Raw genomic sequence first — 20,361 nt, forward strand, 5'->3', positions numbered from 1 at the left:
TCAGTGTTTCGCATTCTTACTTAACAGTGGTGCTATGATCCGGGTCGCAACAGGGATCAAAACCAATCCCCAAGCCAAACCAAATACGCCATCCATCGTGGCCTTGGATACCCACTCAACCGCACCAACCCATTGATCAGACACAGAATGCCCAATTGCATAGGCCCAATCATGGATATGATGGCCCAACCATCCAAAGCCCAACACCTCCATCCCGTGGATCACAATTGACCCGCCGACCCACAGCATCGCCGCAGTTCCGACAACGGACAATGTTTTCATCACCCCGGGCATTGCCTTGACCAACCCTCGGCCCAGACCGCGACCGATAGGTGTTGGCGCGTTCTGCGCCAGATAAAGCCCAACATCATCCATCTTCACGATCAGAGCCACCGACCCATAGACGGCCACCGTCACGCCGATCCCTACAACGGCCAGCGTCGCGGCCTGCATCCATAGGTTCGGGGCTTCAATCGCCGCCAGTGCAATGGTCATAATCTCGGCAGACAGAATAAAATCGGTCTTGATCGCGCCCTTGACCTTCTGCTCTTCCAGATGGCCAGGGTCCCGGTTTTTCATATCCTCTTCAATGACATGGCTACCATGAGGAAACAGGACGTGAAAAATCTTCTCGGCGCCTTCAAAACACAAATATGATCCACCCAGCATCAACAGGGGGGTAATCAGCCACGGGGCGAAATTGGCCAGCAACAAGGCCACCGGCAACAGGAGTATGATTTTGTTGAAAACCGAACCGCGCGCGATACGCCAGATGATCGGCAATTCGCGCGCCGGGGCAAAGCCCTGAACGTATTTCGGTGTCACTGCGGCGTCGTCGATGATCACTCCCGCAGTCTTGGCCCCAGCCTTGCCCGCCGCAGCCACGACATCATCCACCGATGTCGCCGCAACCTTGGCGATCCCGGCCACATCGTCCAACAAGGCCAAAAGACCACTCATTGCGTTTCCTTTCCCTTTCGCTGCCGCATCTGGACCCTACCTGATCCAACGGCTAGCGCAAGCGTTAGCGCAACCGTCGCAGGTTTGCGCTAACACCTTAAGAATATGCCGTTTTTGCCCTTTTGAGATTCCCATTTCGCCGCTATATGGCCCTCAACGCAAGCGCATCAGGAGACGTCACATGACCATCAAGGTCGGTATCAATGGTTTTGGCCGTATTGGCCGCTGCACCCTGTCGCACATCGCCGCGTCGGGGCGTAACGACATCGAAGTGATCAAAGTCAATGCAACCGGCCCATTGGAAACCTCTGCGCATCTGCTGAAATATGACAGCGTTCACGGGCGTTTCCCGCGCGAAGTTTCGATCGAAGGCAACACAATGGATCTGGGCCGTGGCCCGATGCAGATGTTTTCGACCTACGATATGAATGAACTAGACTGGGAGGGCTGTGACGTCGTTCTGGAGTGCACCGGTAAATTCAATGACGGCAACAAGGCCAAAACACATCTGGATCGCGGTGCAGGTAAGGTGCTGCTGTCCGCCCCCGGTAAGAACGTGAACAAGACCATCGTTTTTGGTGTGAACCACAACACCCTGACCGCGAACGACAACATGGTGTCGAACGGCTCCTGCACCACAAACTGCCTGGCCCCGCTTGCCAAGGTGCTGGACGAAGGTGTCGGCATTGAACACGGTATCATGACCACCATTCACGCCTATACCGGAGACCAGCCCACGCTGGACCGTCGTCACAGTGACCTCTATCGCGCCCGCGCTGCCGCGATGTCGATGATCCCGACCTCAACCGGTGCTGCCAAAGCTTTGGGTGAAGTTCTGCCAAACCTGAAAGGCCGTCTGGACGGGTCCGCCATCCGGGTCCCTACCCCGAACGTTTCTGCGGTTGACCTGACCTTCCGCGCGTCGCGTGACACTTCGGTGGCCGAGATCAACGCAATCGTCGAAGAAGCAGCCAAAGGGCCGATGCAGCGTGTTCTGGGATATGAGCCCGCACCGCTGGTATCAACCGATTTCAACCACACCGAAGAAAGCTCGATCTTCGCACCCGATCAGACCCGCGTCGTCGATGATCGCATGGTGCGCGTGCTGGCCTGGTATGACAACGAGTGGGGTTTCTCGGTTCGCATGGCAGACGTAGCCGTCGCCATGGGTCGCCTTAACTGACCTTTCGGACTTCGCTTGTACGTTGGTGCCCGCTCAGGTTATCTGGGCGGGCATTTTCGTTCGGAACCGACATGAACAATCAAATCGCTATCTGGCTTGGCGTCCTACTGCTTGGGGGCATGATGCTGGACGTAGCCTTGTATGGAACCGAGCACATGTTGTTCCTCGGTAAGAAGCTTTACGACTTTCTGGACTGGCTCGCTTTTTGGCGATGAGAGAGGTTTTTCTTGACATTTCGCTTGATCTGTAATTGTTAGCGCTAACTCATAAAGCTGAGATATTTTATGGAGCGAGCCATGACCCTGAAACTAGCGATCAACGGATTTGGACGGATCGGGCGCGGGGTTCTGCGCGCGGTGATGGAAAGCGGGCGTACAGACGTTGAGATCGTCGCGATCAACGACTTGGGCAAGCCCGACATGAACGCGCATCTGTTCGAATTTGACAGTGTTCATGGCCGTTATCCCAACCTTGTCACGCTTTCAGACGCCGGCCTCGATGTGGGGCGCGGCCCGATCCGCCTGAGCAGTGAGCGTAATCCCGAAGACCTGCCCTGGTCTGACATCGACGTTGTTCTGGAATGCACCGGTGTTTTCCGCACGCGCGAAGCGGCTGAACGTCACTTCAAGAACGGTTCACGGAAAGTCCTGATCTCAGCCCCTGCACGAGGTGACGGCGGTGTGAAAACCATCGTCTTTGGCGTCAACGACAGCGAGTTGACGCCCGAAGATCTGATCGTTTCGAACGCATCCTGCACCACGAATTGCCTTTCTCCGGTTGCCGCAGCTCTGGACGCAGGTCTTGGCATCAAACATGGCAACATGACCACCGTTCACGCCTATACCGCCAGCCAGCCTGTTCATGACACAGTTGGAAAAGACCCCTACCTGTCGCGCGCCGCTGGACTGTCGATGATCCCTACCACTACCGGAGCAGCCGCCGCTGTGGGGCTGGTACTGCCGCAACTCAGGGGCAAACTGACGGGTCAGGCCATCCGGGTACCCACCCCGAACGTTTCGGTCGTTGATCTGGTTGCCGAGGTTTCACGCCCAACGACCGAAGATGAGGTCAATCAACTGTTCATTGATGCCGCTGCAAAGATCCCCGGTGTTCTGGCGGCGGAAAGCCGTCCTCTGGTGTCGGTCGATTTCAACCACGACTCGCACAGCTCGACGGTGTCACTGGCGGAAACCAAAGTCACCGACGGTACGCTGGTTCGCGTGCTGGCCTGGTATGACAACGAATGGGGCTTTTCGAACCGGATGCTGGATACGGCCGCCGCGATGGGCGCCCTAGCCTAACCGCTCACGCAGTGCGGCATTGACACGGGGCGTGACAAACTTTGACACGTCCCCGTTCAAACGGGCTATTTCTTTCACCAGTTTTGAAGCAATCGCCTGATGGCGTGCCTCGGCCATCAAAAAGACAGTCTCGATCGAGTCGTCCAGTGCGCGGTTCATACCAACCATCTGGAACTCATACTCAAAATCCGCGACAGCGCGCAAACCGCGCACGATGATCTGTGCACCGACATCCCTTGCGCAATCGATCAGTAGATTTTCGAAGGGATGAGCGATGATTTCTGTGCCGGTTTGTTCGGTCAGTTCGACACATTCGGCCTCGATCATCGCGACGCGCTCTTCCAGCGAGAACAACGGGCCTTTGTCCCGGTTGATGGCGACGCCAATGACCAGTTTATCCACCAATGCAGCCGCCCGGCGAATGATATCGATGTGCCCTATGGTGATAGGGTCAAAGGTTCCCGGATACAAACCAACCCGCATCACGCCCTCCTGCGCAACAAAATTTCTGCGCAAGCAAACACAACTTTGCTGCAGGTGCAAGTGATTGCTTTGACACCCCTTGCTGTTAGTGCCCCATTATCATGCCTTCCAAGGCGTCCTTTTCCATCGCCAGTTCGGCCAGCTGGGCCTTTACCACGTCACCAAGTGTGACGATGCCGATCAGTTTACCGTCTTCGACAACCGGCATATGGCGAAAGCGCCCTTCTGTCATGCGGGCCATGATATCCTGAACAGAGGCCTGACGCGTCGTCGTGATCAGGTCCTGCGTCATGTAAGATTTTACAGGCTGGTCGAGACAGCCACTACCGCTGGCGGCAAGCTCACGGACGATGTCGCGCTCAGACAGAATTCCAATTGCGGTTTTTCCGCCATCGTCAGAAACAACAACCGTCCCGATCCGCTTTTCCGCAAGAATCTTCGAGGCTTCTGAAACTGTCGCCGTTGGCGCCACCGTTACAACGCCGTCTGTCGCTTTGGACGTCAGGATAGCCTGTACCAACATGAAGAACTCCTCCGGAATAATAACACTTATTCCAAAGCGTTGCGCGATTGTGGCGACCTGTCAAGCACCGGCATCTGCTTCCAATCGAAGCACTTCCTCGCGAATGCCGCGTGTCAGGGCATCGGCAAAGCGGTTCAACCGTTCGTTGCGCTGATCTCCTTCATGCCGGACCAGATAGAAACTGCGCGTCAGACTCACTTGATCCGTCAGGATTTTCCGAAGCCCCGGATGGAAAGGCAACGTAAAGTCATGTGCCACACAAACGCCAGTTCCCAAACTGACCTGCCGCAATTGCACCGAGACCGAGTTCGATGCAAGCGCGACACGGTCAACCCCAATATCGTTCAGGTAATCCAGTTCGCGGTCAAAGATCATGTCGGGAATGTAACCGATCAACCGGTGCCCCTTGAGGTCGGCGACCGAGTGGATTGGTTCGTGACGTTTCAGATATTCATCGGTCGCGACCATGTGCAGTTTGTAATCACTGACTTTCTTGACCAAAAGCTGCCCTGCGGTTGGCACGCTGACAGTCACGGCCATATCGGCCTCGCGACGGGACAGGTTGATCACCCTCGGCAGAGCCAGAATCTGAATATCCAGTTCCGGGTTTGAATCGCTGATCCTGGCACAGACTTGGGGCAACAGGTAATTTGCGCTGCCATCTGGCGCGCCTATTCGGATTTGCCCGCTGAGTGATTTCGTGGATCCGGCCACAGCTCCGGCGGCTGCCCGCATCGCCTCTTCCGCATGCAACCCATGCTCCAACAGGCGCTGACCTGCCGGTGTCAGGACATAGCCCTGCTGCGACTTGGTGAACAACGTGGAATCCAGCGTCGCCTCCAATCGCGCAACACGCCGCCCCACCGTAGCGGGATCGATTTTCAGGATACGACCTGCGGAAGAAAGACTTTCCTCGCGTGCCACGGCCAGAAAGATCCGCATATCATCCCAGTTTGGGGTCACACCATTTACCTTTGCATTTTTGCAAAACTCTTTTGAGATATTGCCTCTGTTCGCGGGATTTCTGCAAGCCTATTGTGCGCACAAATCTATCGGAGGAGTTATTGATGCAAGATCTGACCCATTTCCTGAACGGCGAAATGGTCGCCGGTACATCCGGTCGTTTCGACAACGTCTACAACCCGGCAACGGGCGAGGTTCAATACAAGTGCCCGATGGCCAGTGCTGCGGAAACCACGGCGGCGATTGAGGCCGCAGCCGCTGCCCAGCCCGAATGGGGCGCAACCAACCCTCAGAAACGTGCACGTGTCATGATGGCAATGGTCGGCCTGATGAACCGCGACATGGACAAACTGGCCGAGGCACTAAGCCGCGAGCACGGCAAGACCATTCCCGATGCCAAAGGCGACTTGCAGCGTGGTCTGGAAGTGATCGAATACTGCATCGGTGCGCCTCAGATGCTGAAAGGCGAGTTCACCGACAGCGCAGGCCCCGGCATCGACATGTATTCCATGCGCCAGCCGCTGGGCGTCGTGGGTTCGATCATGCCCTTCAACTTCCCTGCGATGATGCCCCTGTGGCATGTCGGTCCTGCACTGGCCTGCGGTAACGCCGTTGTTCTGAAACCGTCCGAGCGTGACCCCTCGGTTCCGCTGATGCTGGCCGAACTGTTTGTCGAAGCCGGCCTGCCCAAGGGTGTGTTCCAGGTCGTGAATGGTGACAAAGAGGCCGTTGATACGATCCTCGACAGCGAGATCATTCAGGGTGTCAGCTTTGTAGGATCTACCCCGATTGCTCAGTATATCTACAGCCGTGCCACCGCAAACGGCAAACGCGCCCAGTGTTTTGGTGGTGCCAAGAACCACATGATCGTCATGCCCGACGCCGATCTGGATCAGGCCGCCGACGCGCTGGTCGGTGCCGGGTTTGGCGCAGCAGGCGAACGCTGCATGGCAATCTCTGTTGCGGTTCCGGTTGGTGAAGAAACCGCGGACAAGCTGATCGAAAAGCTGATCCCGCGCGTCGAAAAGCTGAAAGTGGGCCCCTACACCGCTGGTGACGATGTCGACATGGGCCCTGTAGTAACCGCCGCCGCGAAAGAGCGTATCCTTGGTCTGATCAATTCGGGTGTCGAGCAAGGCGCAAAGCTGGTCGTCGATAACCGTGATTTCAGCCTGCAAGGTTATGAGGACGGCTTCTTTGTCGGCCCGCACCTGTTTGACCACGTCACTCCGGACATGGACATCTATAAACAGGAGATCTTTGGCCCGGTTCTGTCGACTGTCCGTGCAGGTTCCTACGAAGAGGCGATCGGTCTGGCGATGGACCACGAATACGGAAACGGCACAGCGATCTTTACCCGCGACGGTGACACAGCGCGCGATTTTGCCAGCCGGATCAATATCGGCATGGTGGGTATCAACGTTCCGATCCCCGTTCCGCTGGCTTATCACACTTTTGGTGGTTGGAAAAAATCCATGTTTGGCGATCTGAACCAGCATGGCCCGGACAGCTTCAAGTTCTACACCCGCACCAAAACAGTAACCGCACGCTGGCCGTCGGGCATCAAGGAAGGTGGCGAGTTCAACTTCAAAGCCATGGACTGATTTCAGCCTGCATGACTATGGAACCCGGCCCTATTCAGGGCCGGGTTTTTGCATTTTTCCGCCGAGCAGCGTTCAAATTCCCCACGTTCACAAGAAATTCAGGTGCGTCACTCTGGAAAATTGCGACCAATGGAAATATCTTGCCGCCAAATACACATTGAGCAGTGAATTTACCGGAGGCACCCTTGTCCCACTCCCGAATAACCCGTCGTTCCGCCCTGCTGGGCGTTGCATCCCTGATGGCGACCCCCGCCCTTGTTCGGGCCCAAAGCACGGACGCGTTTCCGGAGACAGAAGACGCGATCAGCACACAGTTACCGGTACGGCGCAATGTATCATCCTTCGCGCAACAAAACTGGCAGGATCACTTTGATGAGCTGGGCGTTGGCTGCCTGTTGGCCGACATTACCAGCCGCGCGGTTCACTATTGGGCGCCGGATGGCACCTATAAGCTGTACCCCAGCTCTGTGCCCATGAGCGAAGAGCTTACAAAACGCGGCTACACAAAAGTTGTACGCAAGACCGAATTTCCAAGCTGGACACCGACCGCCTCGATGCGCGAGCGTGACCCCAACCTGCCTATTCGGATGGAAGGTGGCGATCCAGGCAACCCGCTGGGAACGCGCGCCATGTATCTGGACTGGCCTGCTTATCTCGTCCACGGCACGCACGACACGCGCAAGATCGGTCGGCAGAGCTCGTCAGGATGCATTGGCCTGTATAACCAACACGTTGAAGAATTGTATCCACTGGTTAAGGTCGGCACACAGGTTCGTTTGGTCTAATTTACCAGCTTAGAAAAGCAAAAGCCCCGGTCATACGCCGGGGCTTTGATTTCTTGAGGAGCAGAGCATCATTCCGGCAGGATAACAGCGTCAACCACGTGGATCACGCCATTGCTGGCTTCGATATCCGCCTGTATGACCTTGGCGTCATTCACTTTGACGCCGTTTTTGGCATTCACGCTCAGCCGATCACCCTGTACAGTCAGAACCTTCGCGCGCTTGCCAGCTATGTCGCCGGACATCACCTTGGCTGGTACAACATGGTACGTAAGGATTGACACGAGTTGATCTTTGTTCTCCGGCAACAACAACGTTTCCACCGTGCCTTCGGGTAAAGCGGCAAACGCTTCGTCTGTTGGGGCAAAGACGGTGAATGGACCTTTTCCTTTCAGGGTATCTACCAAACCTGCAGCTTGAACTGCGGCAACCAACGTGTTGAACGATCCGGCCGCTACAGCGGTATCAACGATATCCGCAGCCTGCGCCTTGACCGGCATGGCAAATGCAAATGCGGCGGCGGCACCCATAAAAGTACGACGAAACATGGCTGTCTTCTCCTCTCCAGCTTGTTATGGAAAGGGGTACGGGGCTATCGTCACGCCGGATCAGTCTGAATTCATTTTTCTTTTAGCTGTACCCAGATGCTTTGAGCGCGCCCTTCAGCCAAAAAGGGGAAATTGGCGACGGCATCGGGTCGATCCTGTTGCAGGTAATATCCCGGCCAAAGCATTGAATACGCGCCAGATTGCAGCAAAGCGTGCAACATGTACTGCTCGCCCCAACCCGGACAGTCATAAAAGAACCGCTTGGGGTATTCGTAGGGCAGAAAAACATCGTGCACATGGATCACCACTCCGGGCTTCAGTGTCGGAATGATGCGGCAGAACAAGTGCGCGACGTCGTTGCTCATCCGAACAACATGGCTGGAGTCGATGAACAGGATGTCGCCGGCTTCTAGCTCTGAAAACAGCGCCGGGTCGGCGTCCTCCAGCCGTTTTTGTTCGAACCGATCAACAACTTGGGCGATGTCAGCGCGGGGATACGGATCAATTGCCGTAATGTTGGTGTCAAACCCGCCATCGATGACCGCCTGCCGGGTTACTCTGGTCGAGTTTCCGCATCCAACCTCAATCACCCGCCGGGGTTGAAAGCGTCGGATCATCAGATACAAGGCATCCGCGTCGGGGCTGTCGTAATAGCCGTTTCCAGCACGATAGCCGGTCTGATTGCGCTCAGGATCCTTCAGCGCGTCCAGCGCATGCTTATGCGCGGCGTATTCACTGACCAGTTGCGAAATATCAAACCCATCCATTCCCGGCGACAAAGCATAGACGGGGCGCGTCAGACCTCCGGCAGCCTCAAAAGCTTCCAGCCGCGCGCGCTCATCCTGTTCGGTGACCTTGTCGACCAGTTTCACACCCAGCTCATCCAGGGCGGCGTTGATCTGCGGGAATTTTCTGGGTTTCAAGTCGCTGGCTCCGTGGTCTTTGCTGCGTTATTCCATACCTTTGCTGGTCGTTCCTCTGCAAGGACAAGCCGGGCAAACCCTTGGCAAAAAGAAAATTTCCGTATTCACTGATCAAAATAACTACCGCGAGGGCCGCCATGCAGCAGGAATTCACGATCGGGATCGAAGAAGAATACCTTCTTGTAGACCGCGACAGCCTCCAATTGTCCGAAGCTCCCGAAGCGTTGATGGAAGCCTGTCAGAATGATTTCGAAGGACAGGTCAGCCCCGAATTCCTGCAATGCCAGATCGAAGTCGGCACCCGCCCACATACAACCATCGCTTCAGCGCGCGAGGACCTGAAACGCCTGCGCTCCTGTGTTTCGGAACGGGCCGCGGAATATAACCTGTCGCCAATAGCCGTGTCGTGCCACCCTTTTGCGAACTGGAAGGATCAGCATCACACTCGAAAGGAACGCTATGATGCGCTGCAACACGCGCTGGGGGGTGTGGCCCGCCGGATGCTGATCTGCGGAATGCATGTTCATGTCGGGGTTGAAAGCCAAGCCTTGCGTTCTGATCTGATGCCGCAATTGTCGTACTTTTTGCCGCATCTTTTGGCGTTGTCGACGTCCTCGCCTTTCTGGAACGGCGAAGATACGGGCCTGTCGTCGTACCGTCTGACCGTCTTTGACAATCTGCCGCGCACCGGTCTGCCGCCGGTCTTTGCAAGCTGGGGCGAATATGAACGCACCACGGGAATTTTGATTGAACTGGGGGTCATTGAAGATACCACAAAGATCTGGTGGGATCTTCGCCCCTCGCATCGCTTTCCAACACTTGAAACGCGGATTATGGATGTCCAACCAAGGTTGGAGCACACGCTTTCACTGGCCGCCCTTGTGCAGGCGTTGACGCGAATGTTGTGCCGCTTGAAAGATCGCAACTTGCGCTGGCGGCAATATGATCGCTTTCTGATAGGTGAAAATCGCTGGCGCGCGCAGCGATACGGTGTGGGCGAAGGATTGATCGATTTCGGCGATCGCTCGATCAAACCCATGTCCGATTTGATCGGTGATCTGATGGGATTGCTGGCCGAAGATGCCGAGGCACTGGGTACAATGTCGGATCTGGCCCGGCTGCGGCAGATCGCCGAAAACGGCACCTCGGCCACACGCCAACGTCGCGTTCATGCCGAGGCTGCCGCGCGCGGGGAAGATCCCGGCAAGGCCGTCGTGCGCCACCTGATCGAAGAGTTCCACGCGGATCTTTAGACAGTGGCGACAACAGTCCCCTGCCCAGAGCCATTGTTGAACCTGCAAAATTTCTGTAAGAATTCAGAAATAAACAACTGTTCAATTCATTGCCGATGGGAGGGAGCGCCATGGATTTCGCACTCAGCGAGGAACAAACAGCCATTTTCGACATGGCACATGCCTTTGGGCAGGAACATATCGCCCCTTTTGCCCGGCAATGGGAGGCTGAAGGAACAATCCCCAAAGCCTTGTGGCCCCAAATCGGAGAGCTTGGCTTCGGCGCCCTTTACGTGTCCGAGGCCAGCGGTGGGTCAAACCTGACCCGTCTGGATGCAACTCTGGTTTTTGAGGCCCTATCGATGGCCTGCCCGTCGGTCGCGGCGTTCCTGTCGATCCATAATATGTGCGCCAAGATGCTCGACAACTTTGCCGACGATGACCTCAAGGCGCGCATCATGCCCGATGTTCTGAACTTGAAAACTGTGTTGAGTTATTGCCTGACCGAGCCCGGTTCTGGATCGGATGCGGCAGCGCTGAAAACACGCGCCGAACGGACCAACGAAGGCTATACGCTGAACGGAACAAAGGCCTTCATTTCAGGCGGCGGATATTCCGACGCTTACGTCTGTATGGTGCGTACCGGCCAGGACGGGCCCAAAGGGATTTCGACCGTTTACGTTGAAGACGGCACGCCCGGCCTCAGCTTCGGGGCGCTCGAGCAGAAGATGGGCTGGAAAAGCCAACCCACCGCGCAAGTTCAGTTCGACGATTGCAAGATACCGGCCGGAAACCTTGTGGGCGCGGAAGGTGACGGATTCAAATATGCGATGATGGGGTTGGATGGCGGACGGCTTAACATTTCTGCCTGCTCGCTTGGCGCCGCTCAGGCCGGGCTGGATATGACGCTGCAATACATGTCCGAACGAAAGGCTTTTGGCCAATCCATCGACCAGTTTCAGGCCCTTCAGTTTCGTCTGGCGGATATGGAGATCGAATTGCAGGCCGCGCGTACGTTCCTTCGGCAGGCAGCCTGGAAGCTGGATCAGGGCGCGCCGGATGCCACGAAGTTCTGCGCCATGGCCAAGAAGTTCGTTACCGAGACTGGATCGAAAGTTGTGGACCAGTGCCTGCAATTGCATGGCGGTTATGGCTATCTTGCGGATTACGGCATCGAAAAGCTTGTGCGTGATCTTCGTGTACACCAGATATTGGAAGGCACGAACGAGATCATGCGTGTGATTGTATCACGCCAATTGCTTGCCAATCGCTGAGGCGCCCATGTCAGATATCGATATCCGCACCACAGGCCGTGCCGGGCGTATCACCCTGACCCGTCCTCATGCGCTGAACGCGATGACCTATGACATGTGCATGGCTATCGACACAGCGCTGCGCAACTGGCGCGAGGACGATGAGATTGACCTGATCATCCTGGACGCCGAAGGGGAAAAGGCCTTCTGCGCGGGCGGTGATATTGCTGAACTTTATGAAACCGGCACCAAGGGTGATTTTTCTTACGGTCAGAAATTCTGGCGTGACGAATACCGTCTGAATGCCCTGATCTTCGAATATCCTAAACCGGTCATCAGCTTTCTTCAGGGGTTCGCGATGGGCGGCGGTGTTGGCATCGGATGCCATGGCAGCCATCGCATTGTGGGAGAAAGCGCAAAGATTGCCATGCCAGAATGCTCCATCGGACTGGTGCCGGATGTCGGCGGCTCGTTGATGCTGGCCCTTGCACCTGGACGCGCGGGTGAGTTTCTGGGAACAACGGGCTATCGGATGGGGCCTGCGGATGCGATCTATGCAGGGTTTGCCGACCTTTTCATCCCGCAATCACAATGGTCCGATCTGATCGAGTTGCTCGAAGCCTCTGGAAACGCTGAGCTGTTGGCTGACCACGCCGATACACCGACTGATGGTGAATTGGTGAACTTGAAGGCCCAAATCGATCAGCATTTTTCCGGTGAAACCCTTGGCGACGTTCTGAACAGTCTGCGCAGCGACGACAGTGAGTTTTCGGCGAAAACTCTGGGCATGCTGAGGAAAAACGCGCCGCTTTCCGTGGCTTGCACAATCGAGGCTCTTCATCGCCTGCGCTCCCCTTCTCTGAGCATACGCCGAGCTCTGGAGATGGAGTATCGTTTCACCCACCGCGCGATGGAGCATGGCGATTTTCTGGAAGGCATCCGCGCGCAGATCATCGACAAGGATCGCAATCCGAACTGGCAGTTTCCTGACATGAACGTCCCTCTGGTGGCCGTGTCGAAAATGCTGCAGCCACTGGGTGCGGACGCCCTGACTTTCGAAGAGGATTAAGAGATGCAAATCGGTTTCATCGGACTGGGAAACATGGGCGCGCCAATGGCGGCCAATCTTGCAAAAGCCGGTCATCAGGTTATTGGCTTTGACACAGCAGGCGTGACGGTTGAAGGGGTAACTCAGGCCGCAACCGCTTCGGAAGCTGTTGCAACGGCCGATGCTGTCATCACGATGCTGCCAAACGGTGCGATTCTGAGGGCCGTTGCGGATCAGATCATTCCTGCAATGGCACAAGGTGCCGTGCTAATCGATTGCTCGACAGTTGATGTGGAAAGCGCGCGGGCAGTTGCGGATCAGGCCATCAACGCCGGACTGTTGTCCGTAGACGCGCCAGTTTCTGGCGGCATCGGTGGTGCTGCGGCTGGCACGCTGACCTTCATGGCTGGCGGATCAGAAGCCGCGTTTGCCAAGGCATCCCCTCTGTTCGACATCATGGGGCAGAAAGCTGTTCACTGTGGTGAGGCCGGTGCCGGTCAAGCTGCCAAAATCTGCAATAACATGATCCTTGGTGTCACCATGATTGCAACCTGTGAAGCCTTCGCTTTGGCCGACAAACTGGGTCTGGACCGGCAGAAGATGTTTGACGTGGTAAGTACGTCGTCCGGATACAGCTGGACGATGAACGCCTATTGCCCTGCCCCCGGTGTCGGCCCGCAAAGCCCGGCCGACAATGGGTACGCCCCCGGTTTTGCGGCCGAGCTGATGCTGAAGGACCTGCGCCTCAGCCAGCAGGCGGCTGAGAGTGCAGATGCAGATACACCGATGGGTCAGGCGGCCACCGCGCTTTATGAGCAATTTGTCGAGAACGAAGATGGCAAGGGACGCGATTTCAGTGCCATGTTGCCACGGTTCGAAAACCGCGGACGTGACTGAAACAACTGGCGGCATCTTGCCCAACGATTTGACAGATCTTGGGCAAGCGACCATCTAGGCAGTCATGAACAAAAGGCCCGGCTGGCCAATTCGCAAAGGACGGCGACATGACGAGATTTTTGGTAACGACGGCAACTCTGGCGGCTTTGGCCCTTTCCCCGGTTGCCGCGGTTGCAAAGAACAAGGCCGGGCATTGCCCTCCGGGTCTGGCCAAGAAATCCGTTCCCTGCGTGCCGCCTGGTCAGGCAAAGAAAATCTATCGCGATGGTGACTTCATTACCAATGATTACCGTTGGATCAATGACCCTTATCGCTATGGGTTGAACCGAAACTACTCTTATGTCCGTGCCGGTGATTATGTGTACCGGGTCGACCCCGAGACACGCAAAGTATTGAACCTGATTGGCGCGATCGCAGATATCCTGAACTGAGGCCGCGTCTGGGCACTTATTCTGCCGCGACGCGCGCCCCTTTCAGCATCGGCTTCAGGTATCGCCCGGTGTGGCTGCGTTCAACGTCGGCTATGTCTTCCGGTGTTCCAGTGGCGACGATTTCGCCACCGCCATCACCACCTTCGGGTCCAATGTCGATGATATGATCCGCAGTTTTAACCACGTCCAGATTATGCTCAATCACCACGACCGTATTGCCTTGATCGACAAGTTCGTGCAGCAATTCCAACAGCTTGCGAACATCTTCGAAATGCAGACCTGTTGTCGGTTCGTCTAGAATATAGAGCGTTCGTCCGGTTGAACGCTTTGACAGTTCCTTTGACAGCTTTACCCGCTGCGCCTCGCCACCTGACAAAGTCGTGGCTTGTTGACCCACCTTGATATAGCCAAGACCCACACGCGCAAGGGCGTCCATTTTGTCCCGGATTGAGGGCACGGCCTTAAAGAACTCCTGCGCATCTTCCACTGTCATATCAAGCACATCCGCGATGGATTTGCCCTTGAACTTGATCTCAAGCGTCTCGCGGTTGTACCGCGCTCCCTTGCAGGTTTCGCAAGTCACGTAGACGTCAGGCAGAAAGTGCATCTCGATCTTGATGACACCGTCACCTTGACAAGCCTCACACCGCCCGCCTTTGACGTTAAAGCTGAAGCGACCGGGTTTGTACCCGCGTGCCTTAGCCTCAGGTAACCCGGCAAACCAATCTCGGATCGGGGTGAAGGCCCCGGTGTAAGTCGCCGGGTTTGAACGCGGCGTTCGCCCAATGGGGCGCTGGTCGATGTCGATGACCTTATCGAGGTGTTCCAGCCCCTTGATGGTTTCACAGGGTGCTGGTGTCTGACGTGCCCCGTTCAGCCGCATTGACGCGGTTTTGAACAATGTCTCAATCGTGAGGGTTGATTTACCCCCGCCCGACACACCGGTGACACAAACAAATTTGCCCAAGGGGAATTCGGCTGTGACATTCTTCAGGTTGTTGCCCGTGGCCTTGACCACCGTGACTTTCTGCTTCTTCCCCTTCCGACGCTGCACCGGAACCGCGATTTCACGCGTTCCTGCCAGGTACTGCCCGGTAATGGAGGCCGCATCTGCCGCGATTTGCGCAGGCGTTCCGTGACTGACCACCTGACCGCCATGCACACCTGCCCCCGGACCGATGTCGAAAACATAGTCAGCCTCGCGGATGGCTTCCTCGTCATGTTCTACAACGATCACCGTATTGCCCTGATCCCTCAGGTTCTTGAGCGTATCCAGAAGCCGGTCATTGTCACGCTGATGCAGTCCGATCGAAGGCTCATCCAGCACATAGAGGACCCCGGTCAGCCCCGAGCCGATCTGACTGGCCAGACGAATACGCTGGCTTTCGCCTCCTGACAGCGTTCCGCTTGAACGGGACAGCGTAAGGTATTCCAAACCAACGTTATTCAGGAAACCAAGTCGCTCGCGAATTTCCTTGAGGATGGCGCGGGCAATTTCGTTTTTCTGGGCGCTCAGGTGGTTGGGCGCATCTTCGATCCACGCCAAAGCCTCACGGATCGACATCTGCACCACCTGCCCCACATGCAACCCGGCGATCTTTACCGCCAGCGCTTCGGCCCGCAGCCTGTAGCCTTCGCAGGCACCGCAGGGACGATTGTTTTGATATCGTTCAAATTCCTCACGAATCCACGCACTGTCGGTTTCGCGGTACCGGCGTTCCATATTCGGGATCACGCCTTCAAAGCTGCGGGTCACCTGATAGACACGCCCGCCTTCGTCGTACCGGAATTGAATTTCATCATCCCCGGACCCACGCAGAAAGACCTCCTGCACATTTTTAGGCAGGTCTTTCCAGGGCGTGTTCTTGTCAAACTCGTAATGGCGCGCAATGGCCTCGATGGTTTGCAGGAAATAAGGGGATTTACCCTTGCGCCATGGGGCCAAAGCACCATCGTAGAGTTTCAGCGTCTGGTCCGGCACCACAAGGCGCTCATCGAAGAACAACTCGACCCCGAGACCGTCACAATCCGGGCAGGCACCGAAGGGCGCGTTGAACGAAAACAGGCGTGGTTCGATTTCGGGAATGGTGAAACCACTGACCGGGCAGGCAAAATTCTCGCTGAATGTGATGCGTTCCGGATCACCCTCACGCGGGGCGGTTTCCAATATGGCAATCCCGTCGGCCAGATCCAGAGCGGTGCGCAGACTGTCGGCCAAGCGCGTTTCCATACCTTCCCGCACAACCAGTCGATCAACAACCACATCGATATCGTGGCGGAATTTCTTATCCAACACTGGCGGTTGATCCAGTTCGTAGAACTCTCCGTCTACCTTGACGCGTTGGAAACCCTGTTTGCGCAGCTCCAGGAATTCTTTTTTGTACTCACCCTTCCTGTCGCGCACGATGGGGGCAAGAAGATAGCCGCGCGTGCCGTCTTCCATTGTCATGATCCGGTCGACCATGTCCTGCACCTGCTGCGCCTCAATCGGCTGCCCGGTGGCTGGGCTGTAGGGCGTTCCAGCGCGGGCAAACAACAGACGCAGATAGTCATAGATTTCGGTTACCGTGCCAACAGTTGAACGCGGGTTCTTGGACGTCGTCTTTTGTTCAATCGAAATTGCCGGAGACAGGCCGCTGATATGGTCGACATCCGGCTTTTCCATCATATCCAGGAATTGCCGGGCATAGGCCGAAAGGCTTTCGACATACCGGCGCTGGCCTTCTGCATAGATGGTGTCAAACGCCAATGAGGACTTCCCCGAACCCGACAGTCCGGTGATGACCACCAAGTGATCCCGAGGGATATCAACGTCTATACCTTTGAGGTTATGTTCGCGCGCGCCGCGCACCTCGATATTCTTCAGCTCAGCCATATGCGGCCCCCAACAAACAAGTGGTTAAGAGATAGGCGAGCCAGACCAAGACTCCAACAGAAAAGTTAGAACATTTAGTGAACAATCGAAATTTCGCCGATTAGCACCTGCAATGAACACAGGATTGCAAAAAGTTGCCAGAAATGGCGCAACCGTTGATCTTTTTGAGGAGGAAAATGGCGCGGTTGACGGGGCTCGAACCCGCGACCCCCGGCGTGACAGGCCGGTACTCTAACCAACTGAGCTACAACCGCGCATCTATTTTCGTGGCCTTTTGCCTGGACCAAGGATGGCAGCGATGGCGCGGTTGACGGGGCTCGAACCCGCGACCCCCGGCGTGACAGGCCGGTACTCTAACCAACTGAGCTACAACCGCCCGCTGCATGTTCATTGCTGAACGTTTGGGTGTATTATGGCTACGCTCGGGCAGCGTCAAGCGGCGTTTTCAAGTTTTTTGCCAGATTCCAGATTTTTGTATACGGCGCGATTTTTTGCGGATGCCGCGGGTTCTATTTCCCTTGCAGCCAACCTTCGGGAAAGATATCACCCCGTCCCATGGGTGATTAGCTCAGTGGTAGAGCGCTTCGTTCACATCGAAGATGTCAGCGGTTCAAATCCGTTATCACCCACCATTTTCCAGAGCACACCGATGCCCAAAATGAAACGCTGGTTTCATGCAGCGTCTTGGCGCTGCATGGTGCGGTCTTCACTACATCCCCCAACAAAAAAGGCGAAGCTATTGCTTCGCCTTTTGTTGACTCACCAAAGCCTTAATGCGCGGTTGCGGAAGGTCCGGTATTACCGGGCGACGCGGCCGCCGCTGCTGCGGCCTCTTCCGCGGCTTCGTCCCATTCGATCGGTTCCGGTTTACGCACCAAAGCATGTTCCAGAACTTCCGAGACATGTTTGACCGGGATGATCTTCAGCCCTTCTTTGACGTTGTCCGGGATATCCGCCAGATCCTTTTCATTCTCTTCCGGGATCAAAACGGTCTTTATCCCACCACGCAGCGCGGCCAGCAGTTTTTCTTTCAAACCACCAATTGGCATCGCATTCCCGCGCAGTGAGACTTCGCCGGTCATAGCAATGTCTTTCCGAACGGGAATACCAGTCAGAACCGAGACAATCGACGTGACCATGGCCAGACCAGCCGATGGGCCATCCTTGGGTGTCGCGCCATCCGGTACGTGAACGTGAATGTCGATCTTGTCAAACTGCGGCGGCTTTACCCCGATCTGAGGTGAAATCGAACGCACATAGGACGAAGCGGCGTCGATGGATTCCTTCATCACATCGCCCAGCTTACCGGTCGTCTTCATCCGCCCTTTGCCGGGCAGTTTCAACGCTTCGATATGCAACAGGTCGCCACCCACTGATGTCCAGGCAAGACCGGTGACAACACCAACCTGATCGTCCTGCTCGGCCAGGCCATAACGGAATTTCGGCACACCCAGGAAATCTTGCAGGTTTTCGGGTGTGACCTTAACGGTTTCCGCGTCCTTCTTGATGATCTTGGTCAGCGATTTGCGCGCAACCTTGGCGATTTCACGTTCAAGGTTCCGTACGCCCGCCTCACGGGTATAGGTGCGGATGATCTTTTGCAGCGCCTCATCGGTCAGTTCGAATTCCTTGGCTTTCAAACCATGGTTCTTGACCTGTTTGCTGATCAGGTGCTGCTTGGCGATCTCACGCTTTTCGTCCTCGGTGTAACCGGCCAACGGGATGATCTCCATCCGGTCAAGCAGGGGCCCGGGCATGTTGTAGCTGTTCGACGTGGTCAGAAACATCACGTTGGACAGGTCATATTCAACCTCAAGATAATGATCCATGAACGTGTTGTTCTGTTCGGGGTCCAGCACCTCAAGCATCGCGGATGCCGGGTCACCCCGGAAATCCTGCCCCATCTTGTCGATTTCATCCAACAAAATCAGCGGGTTCGTTGTTTTCGCCTTCTTCAACGCCTGAATGATCTTGCCGGGCATCGAGCCAATATAAGTCCGACGATGGCCCCGGATTTCGGATTCGTCGCGTACACCACCCAATGAGATGCGAATGAACTCGCGCCCGGTTGCCTTCGCAACCGACTTACCCAGCGATGTTTTACCGACGCCCGGAGGACCGACAAGGCACAGAATCGGCCCTTTCAGCTTTTTCGAGCGCTGTTGAACCGCAAGGTATTCAACGATCCGTTCCTTGACCTTCTCAAGCCCATAATGGTCGGCGTCCAGAATCTCCTGCGCGCGGCCCAGATCCTTTTTGACACGGGACTTGGTGCCCCAAGGCAGAGCAAGAATCCAATCCAGATAGTTGCGCACAACTGTGGCTTCGGCCGACATGGGCGACATGTTCTTGAGCTTCTTAAGCTCGCCCTCGGCCTTTTCCCGCGCTTCTTTCGACAGTTTGGTCTCGGCGATTTTGGCTTCCAGTTCAGCAACTTCGTTGCTGCCGTCCTCGCCATCGCCAAGTTCCTTCTGAATGGCCTTCATCTGCTCATTCAGATAATATTCACGCTGCGTCTTCTCCATCTGGGATTTGACGCGGGTCTTGATCTTCTTCTCGACCTGCAGAACAGACATCTCGCCCTGCATCAGGCCATAGACCTTCTCAAGCCGCTCGCTGACGCTAAGGGTTTCCAGAAGCTCTTGCTTTTGTTCGACTTCGATGCCCAGATGCCCCGACACAAGGTCGGCCAGTTTCGCAGGCTCGGTTGTATCTCCTACTGCGGTCAGTGCCTCTTCCGGGATGTTCTTGCGCACTTTGGCGTAACGCTCGAACTCATCCGCGACAGTGCGCAACAGCGCTTCGGTCGTGGTGACGTCGCCGGGAATTTCGGTCAGGTATTCTGCGCGGGCTTCGAAAAACTCTTCGTTTTCCAGAAACTCGGTGATCTGAACACGCGCCTGCCCTTCGACCAGTACCTTTACTGTGCCATCGGGCAGCTTCAGCAGTTGCAGCACATTGGCCAGAACGCCGGTGCGGTAGATGCCTTCTTCATCAGGGTCGTCAACACCGGGATCGACCTGGCTGGACAACAGAATTTGCTTGTCATCCTGCATCACCTCTTCCAGCGCGCGGACCGATTTGTCACGGCCTACGAAAAGCGGCACGATCATATGTGGGAACACCACAATATCGCGCAGCGGCAGGACGGGGTAGGAGGAATTCAGAGGCTCTTGCATGCTCTATCCTTATCGTTGGCAAGACGGTACTTGTCCCTCATCGAGGCAACATTTGACCGTCTCCTGTCTTGGACGATAAAGGTGGGGCCTCATCGCCCATTTTCAACCTTATCGCCATGTATCACCAATCAGAATGAACCGAGGTTTGGCGGACTGCAAGGCGTGCCGGGAACATA

General features: G+C 56.0%; 17 protein-coding genes and 3 tRNA genes. 10 read left to right on the forward strand and 10 right to left on the reverse strand.

Going from position 1 to position 20,361, the window contains the following annotated elements:
* Window positions 1–960: a DUF808 domain-containing protein gene (locus ACR0AP_RS03515; RefSeq protein ID WP_480481112.1), complete on the reverse strand. Its 960-nt coding sequence runs from the start codon at window positions 958–960 to the stop codon at window positions 1–3.
* A 181-nt stretch (window positions 961–1,141) separates the two neighbouring features.
* Between ACR0AP_RS03515 and gap (ACR0AP_RS03520) the strand changes: the two genes are divergently transcribed.
* Window positions 1,142–2,143: a type I glyceraldehyde-3-phosphate dehydrogenase gene (gap, locus tag ACR0AP_RS03520; protein WP_267363431.1), complete on the forward strand. Its 1,002-nt coding sequence runs from the start codon at window positions 1,142–1,144 to the stop codon at window positions 2,141–2,143.
* A gap of 296 nt (window positions 2,144–2,439) precedes the next feature.
* Window positions 2,440–3,444 carry a type I glyceraldehyde-3-phosphate dehydrogenase gene (gene gap / locus ACR0AP_RS03525; protein WP_480505321.1) on the forward strand — a complete coding sequence of 335 codons (1,005 nt, stop codon included), beginning with the start codon at window positions 2,440–2,442 and terminating at the stop codon, window positions 3,442–3,444.
* On the opposite strand, the gene coaD is transcribed toward gap (ACR0AP_RS03525), so the two are convergent.
* From coaD to ACR0AP_RS03540, 3 genes are all read right to left on the reverse strand, one after another.
* A complete protein-coding gene (coaD, locus tag ACR0AP_RS03530; protein WP_480505324.1) occupies window positions 3,436–3,927 on the reverse strand; it encodes a pantetheine-phosphate adenylyltransferase in 492 nt (163 codons plus the stop codon). The two genes, gap (ACR0AP_RS03525) and coaD, sit on opposite strands and share 9 nt — an antisense overlap.
* A gap of 85 nt (window positions 3,928–4,012) precedes the next feature.
* Window positions 4,013–4,450 carry a CBS domain-containing protein gene (locus ACR0AP_RS03535; RefSeq protein WP_209504042.1) on the reverse strand — a complete coding sequence of 146 codons (438 nt, stop codon included), beginning with the start codon at window positions 4,448–4,450 and terminating at the stop codon, window positions 4,013–4,015.
* A gap of 60 nt (window positions 4,451–4,510) precedes the next feature.
* Window positions 4,511–5,392: a LysR family transcriptional regulator gene (locus ACR0AP_RS03540; RefSeq protein WP_480505813.1), complete on the reverse strand. Its 882-nt coding sequence runs from the start codon at window positions 5,390–5,392 to the stop codon at window positions 4,511–4,513.
* Window positions 5,393–5,517: 125 nt separating this feature from the next.
* Here ACR0AP_RS03540 and ACR0AP_RS03545 point away from each other — a divergent pair, with 125 nt between their 5' ends.
* Both ACR0AP_RS03545 and ACR0AP_RS03550 read left to right on the forward strand, forming a co-directional pair.
* Window positions 5,518–7,017 (forward strand): CoA-acylating methylmalonate-semialdehyde dehydrogenase, encoded by a 1,500-nt coding sequence (locus tag ACR0AP_RS03545; RefSeq protein ID WP_209596112.1) that lies wholly within the window; start codon window positions 5,518–5,520, stop codon window positions 7,015–7,017.
* Between the two features lie 239 nt (window positions 7,018–7,256).
* Window positions 7,257–7,802: a L,D-transpeptidase gene (locus ACR0AP_RS03550; RefSeq protein WP_480486475.1), complete on the forward strand. Its 546-nt coding sequence runs from the start codon at window positions 7,257–7,259 to the stop codon at window positions 7,800–7,802.
* 68 nt (window positions 7,803–7,870) lie between these two features.
* On the opposite strand, the gene ACR0AP_RS03555 is transcribed toward ACR0AP_RS03550, so the two are convergent.
* Both ACR0AP_RS03555 and ACR0AP_RS03560 read right to left on the reverse strand, forming a co-directional pair.
* Window positions 7,871–8,347: a fasciclin domain-containing protein gene (locus ACR0AP_RS03555; protein WP_480485754.1), complete on the reverse strand. Its 477-nt coding sequence runs from the start codon at window positions 8,345–8,347 to the stop codon at window positions 7,871–7,873.
* Window positions 8,348–8,418: 71 nt separating this feature from the next.
* On the reverse strand, window positions 8,419–9,270 hold the full coding sequence (locus tag ACR0AP_RS03560) for a class I SAM-dependent methyltransferase (protein WP_480485756.1): 852 nt from the start codon (window positions 9,268–9,270) through the stop codon (window positions 8,419–8,421).
* A 137-nt stretch (window positions 9,271–9,407) separates the two neighbouring features.
* Between ACR0AP_RS03560 and ACR0AP_RS03565 the strand changes: the two genes are divergently transcribed.
* From ACR0AP_RS03565 to ACR0AP_RS03585, 5 genes are all read left to right on the forward strand, one after another.
* Window positions 9,408–10,523: a carboxylate-amine ligase gene (locus tag ACR0AP_RS03565; RefSeq protein ID WP_480505326.1), complete on the forward strand. Its 1,116-nt coding sequence runs from the start codon at window positions 9,408–9,410 to the stop codon at window positions 10,521–10,523.
* 110 nt (window positions 10,524–10,633) lie between these two features.
* The gene (locus ACR0AP_RS03570) at window positions 10,634–11,776 is read left to right on the forward strand and encodes an acyl-CoA dehydrogenase family protein (RefSeq protein ID WP_480505328.1); all 1,143 of its coding nucleotides are present in this window, start codon (window positions 10,634–10,636) and stop codon (window positions 11,774–11,776) included.
* A 7-nt stretch (window positions 11,777–11,783) separates the two neighbouring features.
* Window positions 11,784–12,824 carry a 3-hydroxyisobutyryl-CoA hydrolase gene (locus ACR0AP_RS03575; protein WP_480505330.1) on the forward strand — a complete coding sequence of 347 codons (1,041 nt, stop codon included), beginning with the start codon at window positions 11,784–11,786 and terminating at the stop codon, window positions 12,822–12,824.
* 3 nt (window positions 12,825–12,827) lie between these two features.
* On the forward strand, window positions 12,828–13,700 hold the full coding sequence (gene mmsB / locus ACR0AP_RS03580; protein WP_480505332.1) for a 3-hydroxyisobutyrate dehydrogenase: 873 nt from the start codon (window positions 12,828–12,830) through the stop codon (window positions 13,698–13,700).
* A 107-nt stretch (window positions 13,701–13,807) separates the two neighbouring features.
* Window positions 13,808–14,131, forward strand: a complete 324-nt coding sequence (locus tag ACR0AP_RS03585) for a hypothetical protein (protein WP_209504052.1) — start codon at window positions 13,808–13,810, stop codon at window positions 14,129–14,131.
* 16 nt (window positions 14,132–14,147) lie between these two features.
* Here the strand turns inward: ACR0AP_RS03585 and uvrA are convergent, their stop codons facing one another.
* From uvrA to ACR0AP_RS03600, 3 genes are all read right to left on the reverse strand, one after another.
* Window positions 14,148–17,006: an excinuclease ABC subunit UvrA gene (uvrA, locus tag ACR0AP_RS03590; protein ID WP_480505334.1), complete on the reverse strand. Its 2,859-nt coding sequence runs from the start codon at window positions 17,004–17,006 to the stop codon at window positions 14,148–14,150.
* A 177-nt stretch (window positions 17,007–17,183) separates the two neighbouring features.
* Window positions 17,184–17,260 (reverse strand) — tRNA-Asp (locus ACR0AP_RS03595).
* Window positions 17,261–17,305: 45 nt separating this feature from the next.
* Window positions 17,306–17,382: transfer RNA gene (locus tag ACR0AP_RS03600), tRNA-Asp, on the reverse strand.
* A 181-nt stretch (window positions 17,383–17,563) separates the two neighbouring features.
* Between ACR0AP_RS03600 and ACR0AP_RS03605 the strand changes: the two genes are divergently transcribed.
* Window positions 17,564–17,638 (forward strand) — tRNA-Val (locus ACR0AP_RS03605).
* 138 nt (window positions 17,639–17,776) lie between these two features.
* On the opposite strand, the gene lon is transcribed toward ACR0AP_RS03605, so the two are convergent.
* The gene (gene lon / locus ACR0AP_RS03610) at window positions 17,777–20,185 is read right to left on the reverse strand and encodes an endopeptidase La (RefSeq protein WP_480485761.1); all 2,409 of its coding nucleotides are present in this window, start codon (window positions 20,183–20,185) and stop codon (window positions 17,777–17,779) included.
* Window positions 20,186–20,361: the final 176 nt, after the last annotated feature.

The organism is Ruegeria sp. AF7 (assembly GCF_056541885.1).